This window comes from Streptomyces sp. NBC_01003 (assembly GCF_045162695.1).
In the GTDB taxonomy this organism is placed as follows: domain Bacteria; phylum Actinomycetota; class Actinomycetes; order Streptomycetales; family Streptomycetaceae; genus Streptomyces.
Window position 1 is genome coordinate 1471114 of sequence record NZ_CP108707.1, and the last position, 20386, is coordinate 1491499.

Genomic DNA, 20386 nt, shown 5'->3' on the forward strand with positions numbered 1-20386 from the left:
CGGTCAGTCGCGGGCCGGCACCACGAACTCGCACCACACGCACTTGCCGCTCCCCCGCGCCTCCACGCCCCACACGTCCGCGAGCCGGTCCACGAGGAGCAGACCGCGCCCCGAGACGCCGTCCTCGCCCGCCTCGCGCCGGCGCGGCAGCGCGCTGGAGGTGTCCTCGACCTCCACGCGCAGCCTGCGGTCGGACGCGGTGATCACGCGGAGGGTGACGACCGCGGGGCCGTAGGTGTGCATCAGCGCGTTGGTGATCATCTCGTCGGCGACGAGCTCGATCTCGTCCGCGCGCCCGCCCGAGCCCCAGGCCCGGACGGCGGCCCTGATCATGTGCCGGGCCTCTCTCAGGGCCTCGGGGTCGTTCGGCGCGACATGCTGCTGGAGTCGGCCGCCCGACTGGGGGGCACCGATGCCGCGGCGGCGCAGCAGGAGCAGGGCGACATCGTCGTCACCGCCGCGTTCGTCGACGCTCTCGCACAACAGGTCGCCGAGGTCGCCGAGGTCGTGGGGGCCGGTGCCGACGAGGGCCGTGAGGGCCTGGAGTCCGTCGTCGAGGTCGGTGCCGGGCTGCTCGACGAGGCCGTCGGTGCACAGGATCAGGGTCTGGCCCGGGTCGAGTTCGACGGTTCCGACCGGGTATTCGAGCCGGCCGAACTCGGCGGAGAGGCCCAGCGGCAGGCCGCCGTCGACAGGCAGTCTGCGGCAGGTCCCGTCGGTGAGGCGCAGCAGCGGGTCCAGATGCCCGGCGCGGACGAGCTGGACGACCCCGGTCGACAGGTCGGCCTCCGCGTACAGGCAGGTCGCGAACCGCTCGGTGTCGAGTTCGTGGAGGAAGACGGAGGCGCGGGCCATGACGGTGGCGGGCGTGTGCCCCTCGGCGGCGTACGCGCGCAGCACGATGCGCAGCTGTCCCATGACGGCGGCGGCGTGGGTGTCGTGTCCCTGGACGTCGCCGATGACCGCGCCGACGCGTCCGCCGGGCAGCGGGATCACGTCGTACCAGTCGCCTCCGATGTCGCGGCCGAGGGAGGCCGACCGGTAACGGACGGCGATGTCGGCGCCGGACACGGCGGGGATGGTGCGGGGCAGCATGGCCTGCTGGAGGCCCTGGGCGAGGTCCTTCTCCTGCTCGTAGAACATCGCGCGCTGGAGGCTCTGGGCGATGCTGCTGCCGAGGGCGACGAGGACGTTGCGATCCTCCTCGGTGAAGCCGCGTTTGTCGTTGTAGAGCAGGCCGAGCGCGCCGATGGGGCGGGCCTGGGCGATGAGCGGCAGGTAGGCGGCGGCCGTGATGTCCAGCTGGGTGATGTGCGGCCACAGCAGCGGGTAGGACCGGGCGAAGTCGTCGGGTGACTCGATGAAGCGGGGTGCGAGGGTGCGCACGACGTCGCCCATGGGGTACGGCTCGTCGATCCGCGTGACCTTGGTGCCGGGCACGAAGCTGCCCTCGGGGCCTTCGGCGACGAGGTGGATGCGGCCGGCCCGGACGAGGCCCATGACGAGGCTGGTCGCGCCGAGGTGCTGGAGGCCGTGGCTGTCCTTGAGCACGTCGATGACGTCCTGGACGGTGCGGGCGTGGGCGAGTGCGGCGGTGGTGCCCTGGACGACGCTGGTCTGGCGGCGGCGCAGGGCGTCCTGTTCACGCCGGGCCGTGCTGTCGCTGAGCTCCTGGGTGGCGTCGCGGACAAGGCCGACGATGCGGCGCGGGAGGCCGGTGTCGTCCCGCCTGACGTAGCCCTGGGTGTGGGTCCAGCGCATCCTGCCGTCGCGGCATTTGACGCGGAAGTAGGCGCCGTAGTTCTCGCTGCCGTTCTTGAGGGCCGTGGAGACGATGCCGTCGAGCCGGGTGGACTCGGTCGGGGGGACGCGGAGGCCGAGGGACTCGGGGCGCCCGTCGTATTCGTCGGGGCGTAGGTCGAAGATCTCGTGGGCCTTGGGGTCCATGTGCATCAGGCCGGTGTCGAGGTCCCAGTCGAAGCTGCCGATGCCCAGGTGGTCCCCGAACTCGGCGAGGAAGCAGCAGGCCGCACCGTCTGCCGCCCTGCCGCAGTGGGTGCAGTCGTTCGGCTCCCCGCCCCCCGTACCGGCTTCCATGGGGCCACGCTAGGCGCACGGCGAATCACTCGCACGCGGGGCACGGTGTGCTCCGCATGGCCCTGCGCGCACCCCGAGGCGCGCCGGGGGCCGTCGGTGCGGCGGCCCCCGGCGCGCCTTCGCCGGGCGGGGTTGCGTCAGCTGTCGAGGACGTTCTCGGCGGACGGCTTGTCGGGGATGAGGCCGCTGCCGTCGGGCTGGTCGGGGCTGTCGGGGACGGTGTCCGGGCCGAGGTCGCTGGAGCCGTCGCTGGGGGGCGAGTCCGGCGGGGTGTCTGTGTCGCCAGGCGCGCTGGTCGACGGGCCGGCGGGCTCCGAGGCCGGTGCCGACTCGCCCGCGGAGGGCGGCGCCGACTCGTCCGAGGAGCGCGGCTGCGACGACGGTGGGCTGGCGCTGCTGGAGGACTCCGACGGGCTGCTGCTCGAGCTCGGTGACGTGGACGACGGCGGGGGCGACGTGGAGCTGTCGGAGGGGTTGGGCTTCGGCATCGGGGGCGGCGGCACGCGCTTGTCGTGCTGTCCGTCGTCACCGACCTTGCGCTCGATCCACGTGTTGTTGGTGATGTTCACGATGACGATGTTCGTGATGGCCTTCGGTGCCGGGGTGACGACCACGACCTTGGTGGGCTGGTAGCCGGACCACTCCTGTCCCTGGGTGTTCGGCGTCCCCTTGAACGCTACGGGGGGCGCCAGCGGGTTGCCGCACGCGCACCGCACGCGGGGCAGCCCGCGTGCGTCGACGAGTACGGCGGTGCCGGCCTGGAGCACGGACTGGTAGCTCGTCGCCTCTCCGGAGCGGTAGCCGTGGTTGGTGACGCGGGTGTCGGCGCGCAGCACGACGGGGGTGAGGCCGCGCAGGAAGCCGGGGACGGAGGTCGCGGAGATGCCCGCGGCCTCGGCGAACGCGCGTTCCTTGGTCGGGTCCGAGGTGAGGAAGGCGACCTGCTTCTCGACGTCGCAGCTTCCGACGGACTGCGTGCCGCCGTAGAGGCCGGGGGTCGCGCCGTCGACGGGACGCATGCCCTGTGTGGTCGCGGTTGCGGTGCCGCGCGGTGACGGCGGCTGCGGCGTTCGGGTGACTGGGGCGGGAGTCTCGGTGCTGGTGGCGGTGGAGTCGGTGAACGGGTCGGGGCCCACCTCCGCCACGGGCTGGAGGAACAGCTCCCCCTTGTCGGCCGACGCGTTGTTGCCGCTGTCCCCGGAACATCCGGCGACCAGGAGTGCGGCGGATATCGCAAAGGCAGTGACAAGGGTCCTGGTGGGTGAGCGCACCGTGTTCTCCCGCCTACATATGGGCACTTTGCCCCATTGTTTGCGGCGGAATCGGGCATCTCGCAAGCGCAGTGCGGTCCCGCACGCGCATTACCCTCACTCTCCGTCACACTGGAGAGGTGGAGTGGTTCAGCTCGCCCGGGTACTGGCTCGGCCGCCTGATCTTCCAGCGCGGTCTGGCGGCGCTGTATCTCGTGGCCTTCGTGGGGGCGGCGCTGCAGTTCCGGGCGCTGATCGGCGAGCGCGGGATGCTGCCGGTTCCGCGCTATCTGGCGCGGGTGCCGTGGCGGGAGGCGCCGACGCTGTTCAGGGCGTACTACTCGGACCGGTTCTTCGCGGGCGTCGCCTGGGGCGGGGCCGCGGTGTCGGCGGCGCTCGTCGCGGGCCTCGCCGACCGGGTGCCCCTGTGGGCAGCCATGGCCCTGTGGGTGGTGCCGTGGGTGCTCTATCTGTCGATCGTGAACGTCGGGCAGACCTGGTACGCGTTCGGCTGGGAGTCACTCCTGCTGGAGGTGGGCTTCCTCGCCGTCTTCCTCGGCAACGAACGGGTGGCGCCACCGCTGCTCGTACTGGTGCTCCTGCGCTGGGTCCTGTTCCGCGTCGAGTTCGGCGCGGGCCTGATCAAGATGCGCGGGGACGAGTGCTGGCGGAAGCTGACGTGCCTCTACTACCACCATGAGACACAGCCGATGCCGGGCCCGCTGAGCTGGTTCTTCCACCGGCTGCCGCGCCCCCTGCACCGCGTCGAGGCCGGGGCGAACCACGTGACCCAACTCGTCGTGCCCGTGCTCCTGTTCACCCCGCAGCCGATCGCGACGGGCGCGGCCTGTCTGATGATCCTCACCCAGCTGTGGCTGGTCCTGTCGGGCAACTTCTCCTGGCTGAACTGGCTGACGATCCTGCTCGCCGTGACGGCGGTGGACTTCTCCCTCCTGCGCGAGCCGCCGCACCCGGCCGCCGCCCCGCTCTGGTACGAGTGCGTGGTCATCGCCCTCACCGCGCTCGTCGTCGCGCTGAGCTACCACCCGGCGCGCAACCTGCTGTCCCGGCGCCAGTCCATGAACCGCTCCTACGACTCCCTGCACCTCGTCAACGCGTACGGCGCCTTCGGCAGCGTCGGACGTATCCGGCACGAGATCGTCATCGAGGGTACGGCCGACCCGCTGCCGCGCGAGGAATCCCCTTGGCTGGTCTACGAGTTCAGGGGCAAGCCGGGCGATCCGGGGCGCTGGCCACGCCAGTTCGCCCCCTACCATCTGCGGCTCGACTGGATGATGTGGTTCGCGGCCCTCTCTCCCCTGTACGCGGAGTCCTGGTTCGGAGGCCTGGTGGAGCGGCTCCTGACCGGCGACCGCGACACGTTGCGGCTCCTGCGCCGCTCGCCGTTCCCCGCCGACGCCCCGCCCACGTACGTCCGGGCCCGGCTCTACCGCTATCGCTTCACCACCTGGCGCGAGCTGCGGGCGACAGGTGCCTGCTGGGAGCGGACGTACGTACGCGAGTTCCTGAGGCCGACGCGGCTTGCCGCCTCCTGGATTCAGAGCCGGTAGACACCTCCCGGGGTCAGAGCCCGTAGACGCGGGTCGCCGTACCGCCGAAGACCGCGTCACGCTCAGCAGCTGTCAGCGACCCGGTCAACTCATGTGCTGCTTCCATGACTTGCTCATAGGTCGCAGCCAGGTTGCACACCGGCCAGTCCGAGCCGAACATCACGCGATCGGGCCCGAACGCCTCCAGGACCGTGTCGGCGTACGGCCGCAGCGCCTCCGGCGTCCAGGTCGCCCAGTCTGCCTCGGTGACCAGGCCGGAGAGCTTGCAGACCGTGTTGGGCAGTGCCGCGAGCGCCCGCATGTCACCCGTCCACGGCTCGGTGACGCCCGACGCGACGGGCGGCTTGCCGCAGTGGTCGAGGACGAAGGTGAGGCCGGGCAGCGCGGCGGCCGCCGCGGCGCAGGAGGGGAGCTGGTCCGGCAGGACCACCAGGTCGTAGACCAGACCGGCGTCGGCGACAGCCGCGAGGCCCCGGCGCACGTCGGGCCGCAGCAGCCACTCGGGGTCGGGTTCCGCCTGGACCTGGTGGCGGATGCCCTTCAGGTAACGTCCGCCCGGGAGTGCGGCGAGCCGGGCCAGGGCGTCGCCGGTGTCCGGGCGCGTGAGGTCGGCCCAGCCGACCACTCCGGCCACGAGTTCGCTGTCGTGGGCCAGGGCGAGGAACTCCGGGGTCTCATCCTCGACGGTGACGGTCTGTACGAGGACGGTGGCCGTGACCTCGGACTTGCGCGCGAGGGGTGCCAGGTCGCCCAGGGTGAAGTTCCGCCGGATCGGGGCGAGTTGCTCGCCGGTGATCCAGGCCTGGTCGCGCACGGAGAGGTTCCAGACGTGGTGGTGCGCGTCGACGATCGCGGGCATCACAGCTCCCAGACGACGGGCAGGCCCGCGTCGGCGCCGTCGGCCGAGTAGTCGTGGACGACGTCGAGCAGTTCGGCCATCCGGGCCTGCCAGGCGATGTTCACCGGCAGCTTGTCCAGCTCGGCGAGCATGCGGGCGTAGTCCTCGCACTCCAGGACGTGGAACAGGTCGGTCCCGCTGCGCCAGATGGTCCACGACGTGGCACCGGCCGCGCGGATGGCCTTCCGGAGTTCGGCCGGGACCTCGCGGTGCGCGGCCTCGTACGCGTCGACACGGTCGGCGCGGACCTTGGTGTGCAGGGCGATTCTCACGCGTGCTCCTCTCCGGGTACGGGGACGTCGTCGGGCAGCAGTCCGGCGGCGCGTACTTCCTTCCAGAACGCGGCCGGCACTGCGGTGACGAACTGCTCGGCGGCGTCCAGGACTTCGTGCGGCGAGCGCGTGCCGACCAGGACGCTCGCCACCGCCGGATGGCCGAACGGAAAGGCGAGCGCGGCCGCTCGCAGGGTGATGCCGTGCCGCTGCGCCACGTCCTTCAACCGGTAGGCACGGTCGAGGACTTCGCGGGGCGCCGCCGCGTAGTCGTACGTCGCGCCGGGCCGCGGGTCGGCGAGGAGACCGGAGTTGAACACTCCGCCGACGACCACCGACGTGCCGCGCGCCTGCGCCTCGGGCAGCAGCTCCGTCAAGGCCCCCTGGTCGAGCAGGGTGTAGCGGCCCGCGCACAGGACGGCGTCCACATCGGTGTCGCGGACGAACCGGGTGAGCATCGCGACCTGGTTCATGCCGGCGCCGATCGCCCCGACGACACCCTCGGCACGCAGCCGCTCAAGAGCCGGGTAGGCCTCGCGGAACGCCTGCTCACCGTGGTCGTCCGGGTCGTGCAGGTAGACGACGTCGACGCGGTCGAGGCCCAGCCGCGTCAGGCTGTCCTCCAGGGAGCGGCGCACCCCGTCCGCGCTGAAGTCCCAGACGCGGCGGTGCGTGGCGGGCACGGCGAACCCGTTCTCCAGGTCGTCGCCCCCGCTCTCCCCGGCCGGCACGAGGAGGCGTCCCGCCTTGGTGGAGACGGTGTACGCCGAGCGGTCCCGGGCCGCGAGTGCCTCGCCGAGGCGCCGCTCGGACAGGCCGATGCCGTAGTGCGGTGCCGTGTCGAAGTAGCGGATGCCCGCGTCCCAGGCCGCGTCGACCGCGGTCCGGGCCTCCTCGTCGGTGACGGGCGTGTACAGGTTGCCGATGCCGGCGGCGCCGAAGGACAGCTCGGTGACATCGACGCCGCTGTGGCCCAGGGCGCGGGTGCGCATGGCGGTCACCGGCCCGCGGGGCGCAGGCGCAGGCCCTGCATGCCGCCGTCGACGGCCAGGGCGGTGCCGGTGGTGGCGCCGGACAGCGGGCTCGCCAAGTACGCGACGGCGCCCGCGACTTCGGCGGCGGAGACGAGACGCCCCGTGGGCTGACGGGACGCGAGGGCCGCGCGCTCGGCGGCCGGGTCGGGGGCGGCGGACAGCAGCCGGCCGACCCATGGGGTGTCCACGGTCCCCGGGTTGACGCAGTTGACGCGTACCCCTTCGCGGACGTGGTCGGCGGCCATGGCGAGCGTCAGGGAGTACACGGCGCCCTTCGACGCCGAGTACAGGGCGCGCTGCGGGAGGCCGGCCGTCGCGGCGATGGAGCAGGTGTTGACGATCGCCGCGTGGGACGACTCCCGAAGGTGGGGCAGGGCGGCGCGGGTCGTGCGGACGATGCCGAGGACGTTGACGTCGAGGACGCGGTGCCACTGGTCGTCGTCGTTGTCCTCGACGGTGCCCTGTGCGCCGATGCCCGCGTTGTTGACGAGGACGTCGAGGCCGCCGAGGTCCGCCACGGCGGCTGCCACGGCGGCGCGGAGGGAGGCGTCGTCGCTGACGTCGGCGGTGTAGCCGCGCAGTGGCTTGTCGACGCCGCCCGGGTCGAGGTCGAGTACGGCGACGCTCGCGCCGCGGGCGGCGAGGAGTTCGGCGGTGGCCCGGCCGATCCCGGACGCTCCGCCGGTGACGAGGGCCTTGAGCCCCGCGAAGTCCTGCACGTCGCTGGCGTCGGTCATGCCGCTGCACCCTTCTGGTCGGTGGCGCCCTGCCGGGCGAGGTCGGCGGCCCAGAACGCGCCGTCGGGGTAGGTGTACTCCGCGATGGACTCGGGCCGCATCGCGGCGGAGAAACCGGGCGCGGTGGGCGCCGTGTAGTGGCCGTCGCGCATCACGACGGGGTCGATGAAGTGGCCGTGCAGATGGTCGACGTACTCGATGACGCGGTCCTGCGTGGTGCCCGCGAGGGCGACGTAGTCGAACATCGAGAGGTGCTGGACGAGCTCGCACAGGCCGACGCCGCCCGCGTGCGGGCAGACGGGGACGCCGAACTTGGCGGCGAGCAGCAGGATGGCGAGGTTCTCGTTGACGCCGCCGACGCGCGCCGCGTCGATCTGGAGGATGTCGATGGCGCCGGCCTGGAGGAGCTGCTTGAAGATGATGCGGTTCTGGACGTGCTCGCCGGTGGCGACCTTCACGGGCGCGACGGCCCTGCGGATCGCTGCGTGGCCGAGGACGTCGTCGGGGCTGGTCGGTTCCTCCACCCAGTACGGGTCGAACTCGGCGAGCGCCCTGGTCCACTCGATGGCCTCGCCGACGTTCCACCGCTGGTTGGCGTCGATCGCCATCCGGATGTCCGGGCCGATCACCGCGCGGGCGGTGCGGCAGCGCCGGATGTCGTCGGCGAGGTCGGCGCCGACCTTCAGCTTGATCTGCCGGAAGCCGTCGGCGACGGCCTGCCGGGCGAGCCGGCCGAGCTTCTCGTCGGAGTAGCCGAGCCAGCCGGGTGAGGTGGTGTAGCCGGGGAAGCCGCGCTCGCGCAGGGCGCTCTCGCGTTTCGCCGCGCCCTCGCGGCCCGATCTGAGGAGCGCGAGGGCGTCGTCGGGGGTGAGTGCGTCGGCGATGTAGCGGAAGTCGATCTGCGAGACGAGCCACTCGGGGGTCGCGTCGGCCAGGAACTGCCACAGCGGCTTGCGGGCGCGCTTGGCCGCCAGGTCCCACACGGCGTTGACGACGGCACCGATCGCCATGTGCATCACGCCCTTCTCGGGGCCGAGCCAGCGGAGCTGGCTGTCGCCGATCAGGTCGCGGTTCAACGTTCCCGGGTCGGCGCACAGTTCGTCGACCCCCCGGCCGACGACATGGTGCCGCAGGGCGTCGATCGCGGCGACCTGGACATCGTTGCCACGACCGATGGTGAACGTGAATCCGTGGCCCTCGACTCCGTCGGCGGCGTCGGTGCGGAGCACGACGTAGGCGGCGGAGTAGTCGGGGTCCGGGTTCATGGCGTCGGATCCGTCCAGCTCCCTGGAAGTCGGGAACCGGATGTCGAAAGTGTCAACCGCGATGATTCGGGCGGCAGTTGGAGACACGGGTGGCCTTTCTTGCTGAGGCGGGGGTCAGTCCTGGGCGCGGCCGGTCGTCACACGGGCGATCATCAGGGCGAGGAGGATGATTCCGCCGTAGATGGCCTGGATCCAGAACGACGGAACCTGGGCGAGGGTCAGCAGGTTCTGGACGACGCCGAGCAGCAGGACGCCGGTGAGGGCGCCGAACATGGTTCCCTTGCCGCCGTCGAGGCTGATGCCGCCGATGACCGCCGCCGCGAAAACGGTGAAGATCATGTTGTTGCCCTGGTTGGCGCTGATCGCGCCGACGTAGCCGGTCTGCATGATCCCGCCGACCGAGGCGAGGACGCCCGCGATGACGAACACGCCGAGCATCACACGCTCGACGCGGATTCCCGCCGCGCGGGCGGCGTCGGCGTTGCCGCCGATCGCGTACAGGGCGCGTCCGATCCGGTGGTACTTCAGGATGAGACCCACCACACCGAAGGCGACGGCGGCCAGCCACACCGACATCGGGATCCGCAGGAACGTCGTGGTCGCGAGGGAGAAGAACGCGTCGGGCATCCCGAACAGCGTCTTGCCCTTGGTCGCGCCGACGAGCAGTCCGCGCAGGACGATCAGCATCGCCAGCGTCACGATGAAGGCGTTGAGCTTGAACTTCACGACGAGGATGCCGTTGAAGGCCCCGATCGCCGCGCCCACGACGAGGATCGCGAGCAGCGCGAGCACGGTAGGGAACTCGGTGCCGAATCCTGACTGGGAGACCGGCAGGACGAGCAGGGCGCCGACGGCGGGCGCGATGCCGACCACCGACTCCAGGGAGAGGTCGAACTTGCCCGTGATCAGGACGAGCGATTCGGCGAGCACCACCATCGCGAGGGCCGCGGAGGCCCCGAGGATGGAGATGAGGTTGCGCTCGGTGAGGAACGAGTCGTTGACGACCGCTCCGAGCACCATGAGCAGCAACAGGGCCGGGACCAGGGCCAGTTCGCGAGCCCGACGCAGCAGTACGGCCTTGGCGGGCCCCTTTCCGGGCGCTCCGATCTTTGTCGTGGTCAAGGCCGACGGGGCCTTCGTGTCAGCCATGGTCCACTCCTTCGATGGAGGCGATCAGCTCGTGGTCGTTCCAGCCGGCCGCGTGCTCGGCGACGACCTTCCCGTGGAAGAGGACGAGGACCCGGTCGCAGCGGCGCAGGTCGTCGAGCTCGTCGGAGACGACGAGGACCGCGGTGCCGTCCTCGCGGGCGCTGTCCATGCGGGACAGCAGGGACTCCTTGGACTTCACGTCGACGCCCGCGGTGGGGTTGATGAGGACGAGAAGGCGGGGGTCGGAGGCGAGGGCGCGGGCCATGACGACCTTCTGTGCGTTGCCGCCGGAGAGGTCGGACACCGCCTGGTCGGAGCCCTCCGCGTGGATGTCGAGGCGGTCGATCAGGTCGGCGGCGAAGCGGCGCTTGCGGTCGGTGCCGACGAAGCCGTAGCGGCCGAGGCGCCCGAGAACACTCATCGTGGCGTTGTCGCCGATGGTCATGCCGGTGACGAGCCCCTGCTCGTGCCGGTCGCGCGGCACGCAGCCGACGCCCGCGGCGAGCGCCGCACTCACATCGCCGAACGGCAGCTTCTTGCCGTCCAGTTCGGCCGTTCCGGCGGTCGGCGAGTGCAGTCCGGCGAACGCCTCGGCGAGCTGGATCTTGCCGCTGCCGCTGGATCCGGCGAGTCCGACGACCTCACCGCTGCGGATGGTCAGGTCGACGTCGTCGTACGCCTCCGAGGTGAGCCCGCGCGCGTCGAGGAGGACGGTGGCGTCGGGCTCGTGCTCCACGGCGGCCCGGGCGGCCGCGCGCTCCTCGGCGATGACCTCGCCGGCCATCGCCTCCACCAGTGCGGCGCGCGGCAGTTCCGCGACGGGCGCCGTGGTGATCCAGCGTGCGTCGCGCAGCACGGTGACCGTCTGGCAGACCTCGTACACCTCCTGGAGGTGGTGCGAGATGAACAGGAACGTGACGCCGGACTCCTGGAGGGCCCGCATGCGCGTGAAGAGGCGCTCGATCTCGCGGTTGTCGAGCTGGGCGGTGGGCTCGTCGAGGACGATGAAGCGGGCGCCGCCGCTCAACGCCCTGGCGATCTCCACCATTTGGCGGTCCTCGACCTTGAGGTCGGCGGTGCGGGCGTCGGGGTCGACGTGGATGTCCCAGGTGTCGAGGACCTGCGCGGCCTCCTCCTGGAGCGTGCGCCAGGAGAAGAAGCCGCGGCGGCTGCCGGGCTGCCGGTTGATGAAGAGGTTCTCGGCGACCGTCAGTTCGGGCACGACGGTCGGCTTCTGGTATACGCAGGCGACCTTCGCGCGCCAGGCGTCGCGGTCGCTGAGCGGGGGCGCGGGCTCGCCGTCGAACAGGAGGGTGCCCGCGTCCGGTGCCTGGAGGCCGGTGAGGACCGTGACCAGGGTGGACTTGCCGGCGCCGTTGCGGCCCACGAGGGCGTGGGACTCGCCTGGCAGGACGGTCAGGCGACCGTCCTGCAGGGCGACCGTGGGACCGTACCGCTTGGCGATGCCCGACGCCTCGACCAGCGGCCTGACCGCCGGTGTGGTTGTCGTCGAGGTGCTCATTTGACCGTGTTTCCCCAGAGCTTCGGGTCGTCGACGTTGTCCTTGGTGACGAGCGGCGCGGGCAGCTGGTCCTCGAGGATGCCGCTGGGCAGCTTGACGATCTCCGAGTCGTGGTCGGTGGGACCGGGCTTGAACGTCTTCCCCTGCATCGCCGCCTTGATGTAGTACATGCCGTACTTGGCGTAGGCGTCGGCGGGCTGGGAGACGGTCGCGTCGATCTGGCCCTTGCGGATCGCGGCGAACTCCTGCGGGATGCCGTCGTTCGAGACGATCGTGATGTGGCCCTTCTCGCCGGTCTTCTTCAGCAGGCCCTTGGACTTGAGGGTCTGCAGGGTGGGCGCGAGGTAGACGCCGCCCGCCTGCATGTAGATGCCCTTGATGTCGGGGTTGGCGTTGAGGAGGGTGTCCAGCTTGGACGCGGCGGTGTCGGACTCCCACTTGGCGGGGATCTCCAGGACCTTGAGGTCCGGGTACTTCTTCTTGACGCAGTCGCGGAAGGCCTGCGAGCGCTCGCGGCCGTTCACGGAGGCGAGGTCACCCATGATCTGGACGACCTTGCCGGTCTTGACCTGCTGACCGAGGTACTCGCAGGCCTTCTCGCCGTACGCGACGTTGTTGGCGCGTACGACCATGGCGACCTTGCCCTTCTCGGGCGCGACGTCCACGGCGACGACGGGGACGCCCTTGCGTTCGGCCTGGTCGAGGCCGGCGGAGATCGCGGCGCTGTCGAGGGGCGCGACGACGAGGCCCTTGACGCCCTGGTTGAGCTGGTTGTTGATGTCCGTGATCTGCTGCGAGGGGTCACTGTTGGAGTTGACGGTCTTGAGCGCGTCCACGCTCTCGGACTTCGCCATCTTCGGCACGTAGTCGTTGTACGACTGCCAGAACGGCGAGGTGAGCAGCGGCAGGATGACCCCGACCTTGCCCTTTCCGTCGCCGCCGCCCTTGCCGCCGGAGGCGACGTCGTCCTTCGTGCTGCCGCACGCGGTGAGCACCAGGGCGGCGCAAGCGGCGACCGCCGCCGCGCCGACGATCCGCGACCTGTTCCGCTTGCGCACTGTTCTGCCGGCCATCTGACGGCTCCTCATCGAGCGAGATCGAGCGACTTCTGGTACCTGATGGCGGAAATATTTATCAGACCACTTGGCGGCCACAACACCCCTCGGCGCCAACTTTTCCGTGTTTCAGGCCGTAGTGGTCGGACCACATCTCTGGCTAGACTGCGGCGGACCCGGCAAATTGAGGAGCGTCCGTGGAACAGACCGCCCCGCAGAAGGGCACCGTGACGCAGCGGGCCATCGAGCAGATCAAGGCGATGATCGGCGAGGGACTGCTCGAGCCGGGCCAGCGGCTGCCGACGGAGCGGGACCTGGCAACCCAGCTCGGCATCTCGCGCAGCTCCATGCGTGAGGCGATCAGGGCGCTCACGGTCCTCGGCGTCCTGGAGGCGCGGCACGGATCGGGCATCTACGTCACGCAGTTGAACGCCGGGGACCTCCTGGAGACGTTCGGCGTCGTCGCCGATCTCTCGCGCGGCGCCCGTCTTGTGGAGCTGATGGAGGTGCGCCGCGTGCTCGAGTCGACCGCGACCGCGCTGGCGGCCGCGCGCATCACACCGGAGCAACTCGCCGAGGTGGAACTGCACTTGGCGGCGATGGCAGCGACGGACGACCCCGAGGAGATCCTCTCCCACGACCTCGCGTTCCACCGGGTGATCGCCACGGCCGCGGGCAACGACACGATGGCCGCAATCCTGGACGGACTGTCGTCACGGACGTTCCGGGCCCGCGTGTGGCGCGGCTACCAGGAGGAAGGCGCCTTCGAGCGCACAGGCCGCGAGCACGCCCGTATCCACCGCGCGCTCGTCGACCGCGACCCGGAGGCGGCGCGCGCCGCGGCGGCGGCCCATGTGGGCGAGGTCGAGGCCTGGATGCGCAGCCAGCTCGACGCCGAGCCGGCCTGACCACGCCCCGCCGGAAGGACGGTCAGCGTGGCGCCTGCGCCGCGAGCGCCGAGAGCAGCAGTTCCAGGGCCGTCTCGAAGGAGCTCTGCGCCATGAGGGGCAAGTGCTCGCGTACAGCGGCCAGTTGGGGGTGCGTGTCCGGCGGGAGCGACTGGTACGTGTCCGTCCAGGCGCTGTGGTCCTGGGCGCGCCGCTCGGGCGGCAGCGCCAGATGGGAGGCGTCCAGGGCCGCGTGCCCGAGCGCCGTGTCGACGAAGGCGGCGTAGTACCGCACCGCCGTGGCGTCGTCGAAGCCCGCGCTCAGCAGCAGTCCGATGCCGGTCTCCACGGCCCTGACCTCGTTGATCCGGCGCGTGACCCGGAACGCGGCCATGGCGGCGATCCGCGGGTGCTCGCTGTAGGCGCGGTGGATCCGGCGCCCCATGCTCCGCAGGTCCTCGACCCAGTCGTCACCTGGCGTGAAGCCGGCCATGCTCTCGCCGATGATGCGGTCGGCGACGGCGAGGAGCAGGTCGTCCGTGTTGTGGAAGTAGCGGTAGACCGCGCTCGGGTCGCAGCCGAGCGCGGCGCCCAGCCTGCGCACGCTCAGCGCGTCGGGCCCGTGCTGCCCGACCAGGCGCAGGGCGCAGTCGACGATCAGCTCACCGGAGAGCAGCACCCCCGACTTGGTCGGCTTGCGGCGCCGCCGCTCCACCGGAATCCGCCCGTCGGTCATCCCGAATCTCCTTCCGTCGCGCCGCCCGTTCCCCTTATGTCAACACCATTGACGCAACATTGACAAGGCCTGTTTGATCGCACCCTCCCTCCCCTCCTCCGGTTTCAGGAGTGTCCGAATGAGCAGCGAACCCCCTGGCCTGCGCCGTTCCCTCGGTGTCGTCGACGGCGTCGCCATCGCCGCGTCCAGCACCGCGGCCACCACCAGCATCGGGATCGGCATGGGCGCGCTCGCCGCGACGGTGGGCCTCCAGGCCCCGGCGATCCTGCTCGTGGCGTTCCTGCCGATCCTCGGCATCGCCTCCGCGTACGCCCGCCTCAACCGCTCCGAGCCGAACATGGGCAGCGGCTATGTGTGGGTCGGCAAGACTCTGGGCCCGTGGCCCGGCTTCATCACGGGCTGGGTCACCCTGGTCGGCACGGTGATCTTCATGGCGTACACGAGCGCCGTCACCGGGTCGGTCTTCCTCCAGTTCGCGAACAAGGCCGGCTGGCACCACGCCCTCGGCCTCACGCTCGACCCGAACTCGACCGCTCTGAGCACGGTGGTCGGCCTCGTGGTCCTGGCCGTCGTGACGTACACGGCGATCACCGGGGTCCGCAAGGCCACCCGGCTGCAGACGTGGCTGCTCGTCTTCGAGTACGCGGTCCTGCTCGCGTTCTGCGGCTGGGCCCTCATCTCGGGCGACCACGCCTTCCAGTGGTCGTGGCTGAACCCCTTCGCGATCCACGACGGCACGGCATTCGCGCAGGGCCTCGTCCTCGCGGTGTTCTTCTTCTGGGGCTGGGACGCCGCGTTCAGCGTCACCGAGGAGACGAAGAACGTGCGGGACGCCGGCCGGGGCGGCTTCATCGCGCTGCTCACGATGCTCGCGATGTTCCTCTACGGGGCCGTGGCCTTCCAGCGCGAGATGAGCCTGCCGGAGCTGATCGCCCAGGGCCCGCAGGGCCTGACTTATCTGGGCGCGAAGCTCGCCGACGAGCCGTGGGCGACGCTGCCGCTGCTCGCGCTGATGTTCTCCGCGGTGGCCTCGCTCCAGTCGAGCGTCATCCCGACGGCCCGCGGCCTCCTCGCCATGGGCCGCGACCGCACGATGGGCCAGGTATGGACCCGCGTCAGCCCGCGTTACGGGTCCCCGGCCCTGGGCACCGTCCTCATCATGTCGATCTCCGCCGGCGTCTCCGTACTCGCACTGGCCATCCCCAAGCTGAACGAGATGATCCTCGCCGCCGTCAACTCCATCGGCCTGGTCGTCGCCCTGTACTACGGCCTGACGGCGCTCGCCTGCGCGGTCCGCTTCCGCGCCGCCCTGCGCGGTCCGCTGTCCGGTGCGCTGCGCGCGGTCGTGGCGCCCACGGTCAGCGGCGTCGCGCTCCTCGGCATCGGCGCCTACCTCGCCCGCTCGTACGTGACGATGAGCGACCACTTCGAACTCAGCCCGGACAACGGGTGGTTCATGCTGTCGGTACCGCTCGCCATCGTCGCGTCCGGTCTGGTGATGGCCGCGTACGCCAAGTACGTGCGCCGCTCCCCGTACTTCACCAAGGGCGGTGTCACCACTCCCGAGACGGTCCCCCTGACCGCCGAAGCTTCCTGACCGGCCCTCCACCCCCACACCCCAAGGAGTCACGTCCCATGCCCGACACCGCCCCCGCCGATCTGGTCTTCACCGGCGGCCCGGTCCACACCCTCTCCCCCGCCCGGTCGCGAGCGACCTCGGTGGCCGTCCGCGGCGAACGGATCGTCGCCGTGGGCCACGACGAGGTACGCGAACTCATCGGCCCGGCCACCGAAGTGGTGGACCTGAAGGGCAAGTTGCTCATCCCCGGGTTCCAGGACGCGCACGCTCATCCCGTCGGCGGCGGCATGGAGCTCGGCCAGTGCGACCTGAGCGGCGCGACGACCCTCGACGAGTACCGGCGCCGCATCTCCGCGTACGCGCAGGCGCACCCCGACACCGAGTGGATCACCGGCGGCGGCTGGTCGATGGAGGCGTTTCCCGGCGGTCTGCCCACGGCCGCCGAGCTCGACGCCCTCGTGCCCGACCGCCCGGCCTACCTGGTCAACCGCGACCACCACGGCGCCTGGGTCAACTCCCGCGCCCTGCAAGCCGCCGGGATCGACGCCCGCATGCCCGACCCGTCCGACGGCCGCATCGAGCGCGACGCCGACGGGGCGCCGACCGGCATGCTCCAGGAGGGCGCGGCGAACCTGATCGGACGGCTGCTGCCGCCCGTCACCCTGGAGCAGAAGATCACGGGCCTGCTGCGCGCCCAGGAGCTGATGCACTCCCTCGGCGTCACCGCGTGGCAGGACGCCCTCCTCGGCGAGCACGCCAACCTCACCGACCCCACGGACGCGTATCTCGCGACCGCCGGGGACGGGCGCCTCACCGCGCGGGTCGTCGGCTCGCTGTGGTGGGACCGTTCGCGCGGCACCGAGCAGATCGACGAGCTCGTGGCGCGGCGCGCGGCGGGCACGCGCGGGAGGCTGCGCTGCACGACGGTGAAGATCATGCAGGACGGTGTGGCCGAGAACGGCACCGCGGCCCTCCTCGGTCCCTACCTGGACGGCTGCGGCTGCGCCTCCGACAACAGCGGCATCAGCTTCGTCCCGCCGCTCGACCTGCAGAAGTACGTGACCGAGCTGGACGCGCGCGGCTTCCAGGTGCACTTCCACGCCCTCGGCGACCGGGCCGTGCGCGAGGCGCTCGACGCCGTCGAGGCGGCGCGGCGCGCCAACGGCCGCACCGACACCCGCCCGCACCTCGCCCATCTCCAGGTGGTGCACCCCGACGACATCGGCCGGTTCAGGGAGCTGGGCGCGACGGCGAACATGCAGGCGCTGTGGGCGGCCCACGAGCCGCAGATGGACGAGCTGACGATCCCGTTCCTCGGTCCCGAGCGCAGCGCGTGGCAGTACCCGTTCGGTGATCTTCAGCGTGCGGGGGCGACGCTCGCGGCGGGCAGCGACTGGCCGGTGAGCAGCCCGGACCCGATCGAGGCCATCCATGTCGCGGTCAACCGCGTCCTGCCCGACGCGACGCCCGGCACCCCGGTGTTCCTGCCGGAGCAGCGGATCGGCCTGGACGCGGCCCTCACGGCGTACACGGCGGGCAGCGCATACGTGAACCACCTGGACGACGTGACCGGCTCGATCACGCCGGGGCGCCTCGCCGACCTGGTGGTCCTCGACCGCGACCCGTTCGCGGCGCCCACTCAGGAGATCGGAGCGACGCGCGTCCTGGAGACGTTCGTCGGGGGCGAGCGGGTGTACGCCGCCGGGTGACGCGCCGCTACACGTCCGCCGCGCACCGGAATCCGCAGTTCCCGCTGCTGGAGTCCGGTGTGTTGGCGGTGCGCGCGGCCACGCGGTAGCGGTTGCAGTACGAGTCGTGGCACATGTAGGAGCCGCCGCGCATCACGCGGGTGTCGCCCTCGGCGGGGCCGCGCGGATCGGTGAGCGGGGCCGCCGGGTGGTCGGTGGTGAACCGGTCGGCGACCCACTCCCACACGTTGCCGACGGTGTTGTGGAGGCCGTACGCGTTGGGCCGGTAGGCGTCGACGGGCGCCGTGCCGGTGTGCCCGTCCTCGCCGGTGTTCACGACGGGGAACTCGCCCTGCCAGATGTTGCAGCGCCAGTGGCCGCGCGGGGTCAGCTCGTCGCCCCACGGGTAGCGGGCCTGGTCGAGGCCGCCCCGGGCCGCGTACTCCCACTCGGCCTCGGTGGGCAGCCGCTTGCCGGCCCAGGCGGCGTAGGCGCTCGCGTCGTCCCAGCTGACGTGGATCACGGGGTGCCGCGACCGGTCCCCGATCCCGGACCCGGGGCCCTCCGGGGTGCGCCAGGTCGCCCCCTCGATGCCCCGCCACCAGGGGGTGCCGGCGGGGGCGGGCGTCGCGCGGGCGAGGCGGGGGTCGAGGAACCCGGCGAAGACGTACGACCAGCCGAACTGCTCGGCGGCGGTGACGAAGCCGGTGTCCTTGACGAAGGTGGCGAACTGGGCGTTGGTGACGGCGTGTTCGTCGATCCGGAAGGGGCCGACGGTGACCTCGCGTACCGGTCCCTCACCGTCGCCGGGGTTGGCCCGGTCGTCCTCGTTGCCCATGCGGAACGTGCCGCCGGGCAGGGTCGCCATGCCCTTTCCCGAGGCGCGACGGGCCGTCGGGGCGAGGCGCACGGGCTGCGGCTCGCCGCCGCCTTCACGGCGCGCGGCGCAGCAGGCCTTCGGGGTCACGTCTTCCGCAGTCATTGTTCCGCCTCGTACACACGCTGGACCGATTGCGGCCGATCCTCGCACGCGTGGGGTGGCCCGCGCCCGGCGGGCCACCTCACGCCCCGTCTCCCGGCTCAGACCCGGGAGCGGTACAGCCCGAACCGTGCGATGTGCGGGGCGGTGCGGGTCTGCGTGATCCGCAGGCGCCACTCGCGGGCCGTCACCGGCGCCGGCAGGACCAGGACGCGGCTGGCGCCGATCGTGCCTGCCCGCGCCACCTCGGTCCAGGCGCCGCCGGACTTCGCCTCCACGACGAACTGCTCCACCTGCTGCCCGTGCCGGGTGTCCTCGGCGAGCCGGATCCGGTCGACCTCCCTGGCCGTGCGCAGATCGACGGTACGGATGCCCTCGCCGTCGTCGCGCACGCGGGCGCCGTCCGCCAGGTCCTCGGGCAGTTCGCGGTCGATACGCTCGCGGAACTCCTTGAGCCGCGCCACGTCCGCCGCGGGCAGCAGGCCGTCCTTGTCCGGCGGGATGTTGAGCAGCAGCACGGAGTTGCGGCCCACGGACCGGAACCAGATGTCGGCCAACTGGTCGACGCTCTTGGGCTGTTGGTCCGCGTGGTAGAACCATCCGGGCCTGATGGAGACGTCGCACTCGGCGGGCCACCACTGGAGATACTGGGCCACGGAGCGCGACTGCGCGAGCGCGTCACGGCTGCCCTGGTCCGGCGCGTCGTACCGCAGGGCGTAGTCGACGCTTCCGTTGCCCGAGTCCTTGACCGGCACGACGCTCCACTCGTCCTCGCGCGCCAGTCCGCCTTCGTTGCCCACCCAGCGCACGTCGGGTCCGCGCACGGCCATGGTGGCGCCGGGGGCGAGCGCGCGGATCACCGCGTACCAGCTGTCCCAGTCGTACGTCTCGACCTTCTCCGGCGGGATGCGGCCCTGCGCGCCGTCGAACCACACCTCGTCGACGGGCCCGTACTCGGTGAGCACCTCGTAGAGCTGGTTGAGCATGTGGGCGCCGTAGTCGGTCGCGTCGAGCGTGAACGTGCGCGGGCTGTCACCGGCCCGGTCGTCGCCGTCGACGAGCGTGGGGATGGTGCGGGCGGAGCGCTTGCTGCCGTTGGCGTAGACGCCGTCGAGGTACTGGTTCTCGTCCGCGGGCGAGATGTAGACGCCGACCTTGATCCCGTACTTGCGCATGGAATCGGCGAAGGAGCGCAGCACGTCGCCCTGTCCTCCGCGCCAACTGCTCGACGTGACACTGTGTTTGGTGTAGCGGGACGGGTAGAGGACGAAGCCGTCGTGGTGCTTGACCGTGAGGATGGCGAGCTTGAATCCGCCGTCGCGCAGGGCGCGTGCCCACTGGTCGGTGTCGAGCCCGGTCGGCTGGAAGACGTTGGGGTCCTCGTCACCGGTGCCCCATTCGAGGCCGGTGAAGGTGTTCACGCCGAAGTGCAGGAAGGCGGTCTTCTCCAGGCTCTGCCAGGCGACCTGACGGTTCGTCGGGCGGACCCGGGAGGCCTTGGCGACCAGTTCCTCCGGGGAGTCCGCGGTGCTGATGGGGATGCGGTAGTGGGGTTCTTCCGCCGTGGTGCGGGTCGCTGCCGGGGCGGCCAGGGCGAGGGAGTTGCTCGACGCGGCCACGGCCGTGGTCACGGAGGCGGCCATGAAGAGTCGTCTGCTGACGGTCAT

At 71.4% G+C, this 20386-nt stretch carries 17 protein-coding genes; 4 read left to right on the top strand and 13 right to left on the bottom strand.

The window, feature by feature from the left end; genetic code table 11:
- Positions 1-3 precede the first annotated feature (3 nt).
- Positions 4-2097, bottom strand: coding sequence for a SpoIIE family protein phosphatase (locus tag OG698_RS06885; RefSeq protein WP_406102068.1), 2094 nt, complete (start codon positions 2095-2097; stop codon positions 4-6).
- A gap of 137 nt (positions 2098-2234) precedes the next feature.
- On the bottom strand, positions 2235-3368 hold the full coding sequence (locus OG698_RS06890; protein ID WP_406102069.1) for a DUF6777 domain-containing protein: 1134 nt from the start codon (positions 3366-3368) through the stop codon (positions 2235-2237).
- 119 nt (positions 3369-3487) lie between these two features.
- Here OG698_RS06890 and OG698_RS06895 point away from each other — a divergent pair, with 119 nt between their 5' ends.
- Positions 3488-4918 (top strand): lipase maturation factor family protein, encoded by a 1431-nt coding sequence (locus tag OG698_RS06895; protein WP_406102070.1) that lies wholly within the window; start codon positions 3488-3490, stop codon positions 4916-4918.
- A 13-nt stretch (positions 4919-4931) separates the two neighbouring features.
- On the opposite strand, the gene OG698_RS06900 is transcribed toward OG698_RS06895, so the two are convergent.
- The 8 genes from OG698_RS06900 to OG698_RS06935 are packed head-to-tail and all read right to left on the bottom strand — an operon-like array spanning position 4932 to position 12868.
- Complete coding sequence (locus OG698_RS06900) at positions 4932-5777, bottom strand: amidohydrolase family protein (protein WP_406102071.1); 846 nt, start codon at positions 5775-5777, stop codon at positions 4932-4934.
- Positions 5777-6088, bottom strand: coding sequence for an L-rhamnose mutarotase (locus tag OG698_RS06905; protein ID WP_100592968.1), 312 nt, complete (start codon positions 6086-6088; stop codon positions 5777-5779). Before OG698_RS06905 ends, OG698_RS06900 begins: the two co-directional genes overlap by 1 nt.
- Positions 6085-7080: an aldo/keto reductase gene (locus OG698_RS06910; protein ID WP_406102072.1), complete on the bottom strand. Its 996-nt coding sequence runs from the start codon at positions 7078-7080 to the stop codon at positions 6085-6087. Before OG698_RS06910 ends, OG698_RS06905 begins: the two co-directional genes overlap by 4 nt.
- Before the next feature lie 5 nt (positions 7081-7085).
- Complete coding sequence (locus OG698_RS06915; RefSeq protein WP_406110888.1) at positions 7086-7841, bottom strand: SDR family NAD(P)-dependent oxidoreductase; 756 nt, start codon at positions 7839-7841, stop codon at positions 7086-7088.
- 14 nt (positions 7842-7855) lie between these two features.
- On the bottom strand, positions 7856-9211 hold the full coding sequence (locus OG698_RS06920) for an L-fuconate dehydratase (RefSeq protein WP_406102073.1): 1356 nt from the start codon (positions 9209-9211) through the stop codon (positions 7856-7858).
- A gap of 27 nt (positions 9212-9238) precedes the next feature.
- Positions 9239-10273, bottom strand: coding sequence for an ABC transporter permease (locus OG698_RS06925; RefSeq protein ID WP_399979266.1), 1035 nt, complete (start codon positions 10271-10273; stop codon positions 9239-9241).
- Positions 10266-11795, bottom strand: coding sequence for a sugar ABC transporter ATP-binding protein (locus OG698_RS06930; RefSeq protein ID WP_406102074.1), 1530 nt, complete (start codon positions 11793-11795; stop codon positions 10266-10268). Before OG698_RS06930 ends, OG698_RS06925 begins: the two co-directional genes overlap by 8 nt.
- Positions 11792-12868 carry a sugar ABC transporter substrate-binding protein gene (locus tag OG698_RS06935; RefSeq protein WP_100592964.1) on the bottom strand — a complete coding sequence of 359 codons (1077 nt, stop codon included), beginning with the start codon at positions 12866-12868 and terminating at the stop codon, positions 11792-11794. Before OG698_RS06935 ends, OG698_RS06930 begins: the two co-directional genes overlap by 4 nt.
- Before the next feature lie 179 nt (positions 12869-13047).
- On the opposite strand from OG698_RS06935, the gene OG698_RS06940 reads away from it, so the two are divergent.
- Complete coding sequence (locus OG698_RS06940; RefSeq protein WP_399979260.1) at positions 13048-13758, top strand: FadR/GntR family transcriptional regulator; 711 nt, start codon at positions 13048-13050, stop codon at positions 13756-13758.
- 22 nt (positions 13759-13780) lie between these two features.
- On the opposite strand, the gene OG698_RS06945 is transcribed toward OG698_RS06940, so the two are convergent.
- Positions 13781-14473, bottom strand: coding sequence for a TetR/AcrR family transcriptional regulator (locus OG698_RS06945; protein ID WP_406102075.1), 693 nt, complete (start codon positions 14471-14473; stop codon positions 13781-13783).
- Positions 14474-14591: 118 nt separating this feature from the next.
- Between OG698_RS06945 and OG698_RS06950 the strand changes: the two genes are divergently transcribed.
- On the top strand, positions 14592-16070 hold the full coding sequence (locus OG698_RS06950; protein WP_406102076.1) for an APC family permease: 1479 nt from the start codon (positions 14592-14594) through the stop codon (positions 16068-16070).
- A gap of 38 nt (positions 16071-16108) precedes the next feature.
- Positions 16109-17761, top strand: coding sequence for an amidohydrolase (locus OG698_RS06955; RefSeq protein ID WP_406102077.1), 1653 nt, complete (start codon positions 16109-16111; stop codon positions 17759-17761).
- A gap of 7 nt (positions 17762-17768) precedes the next feature.
- On the opposite strand, the gene OG698_RS06960 is transcribed toward OG698_RS06955, so the two are convergent.
- Positions 17769-18722 (bottom strand): formylglycine-generating enzyme family protein, encoded by a 954-nt coding sequence (locus tag OG698_RS06960; RefSeq protein WP_406102078.1) that lies wholly within the window; start codon positions 18720-18722, stop codon positions 17769-17771.
- Between the two features lie 98 nt (positions 18723-18820).
- Positions 18821-20386 (bottom strand): alpha-L-fucosidase, encoded by a 1566-nt coding sequence (locus tag OG698_RS06965; protein ID WP_406102079.1) that lies wholly within the window; start codon positions 20384-20386, stop codon positions 18821-18823.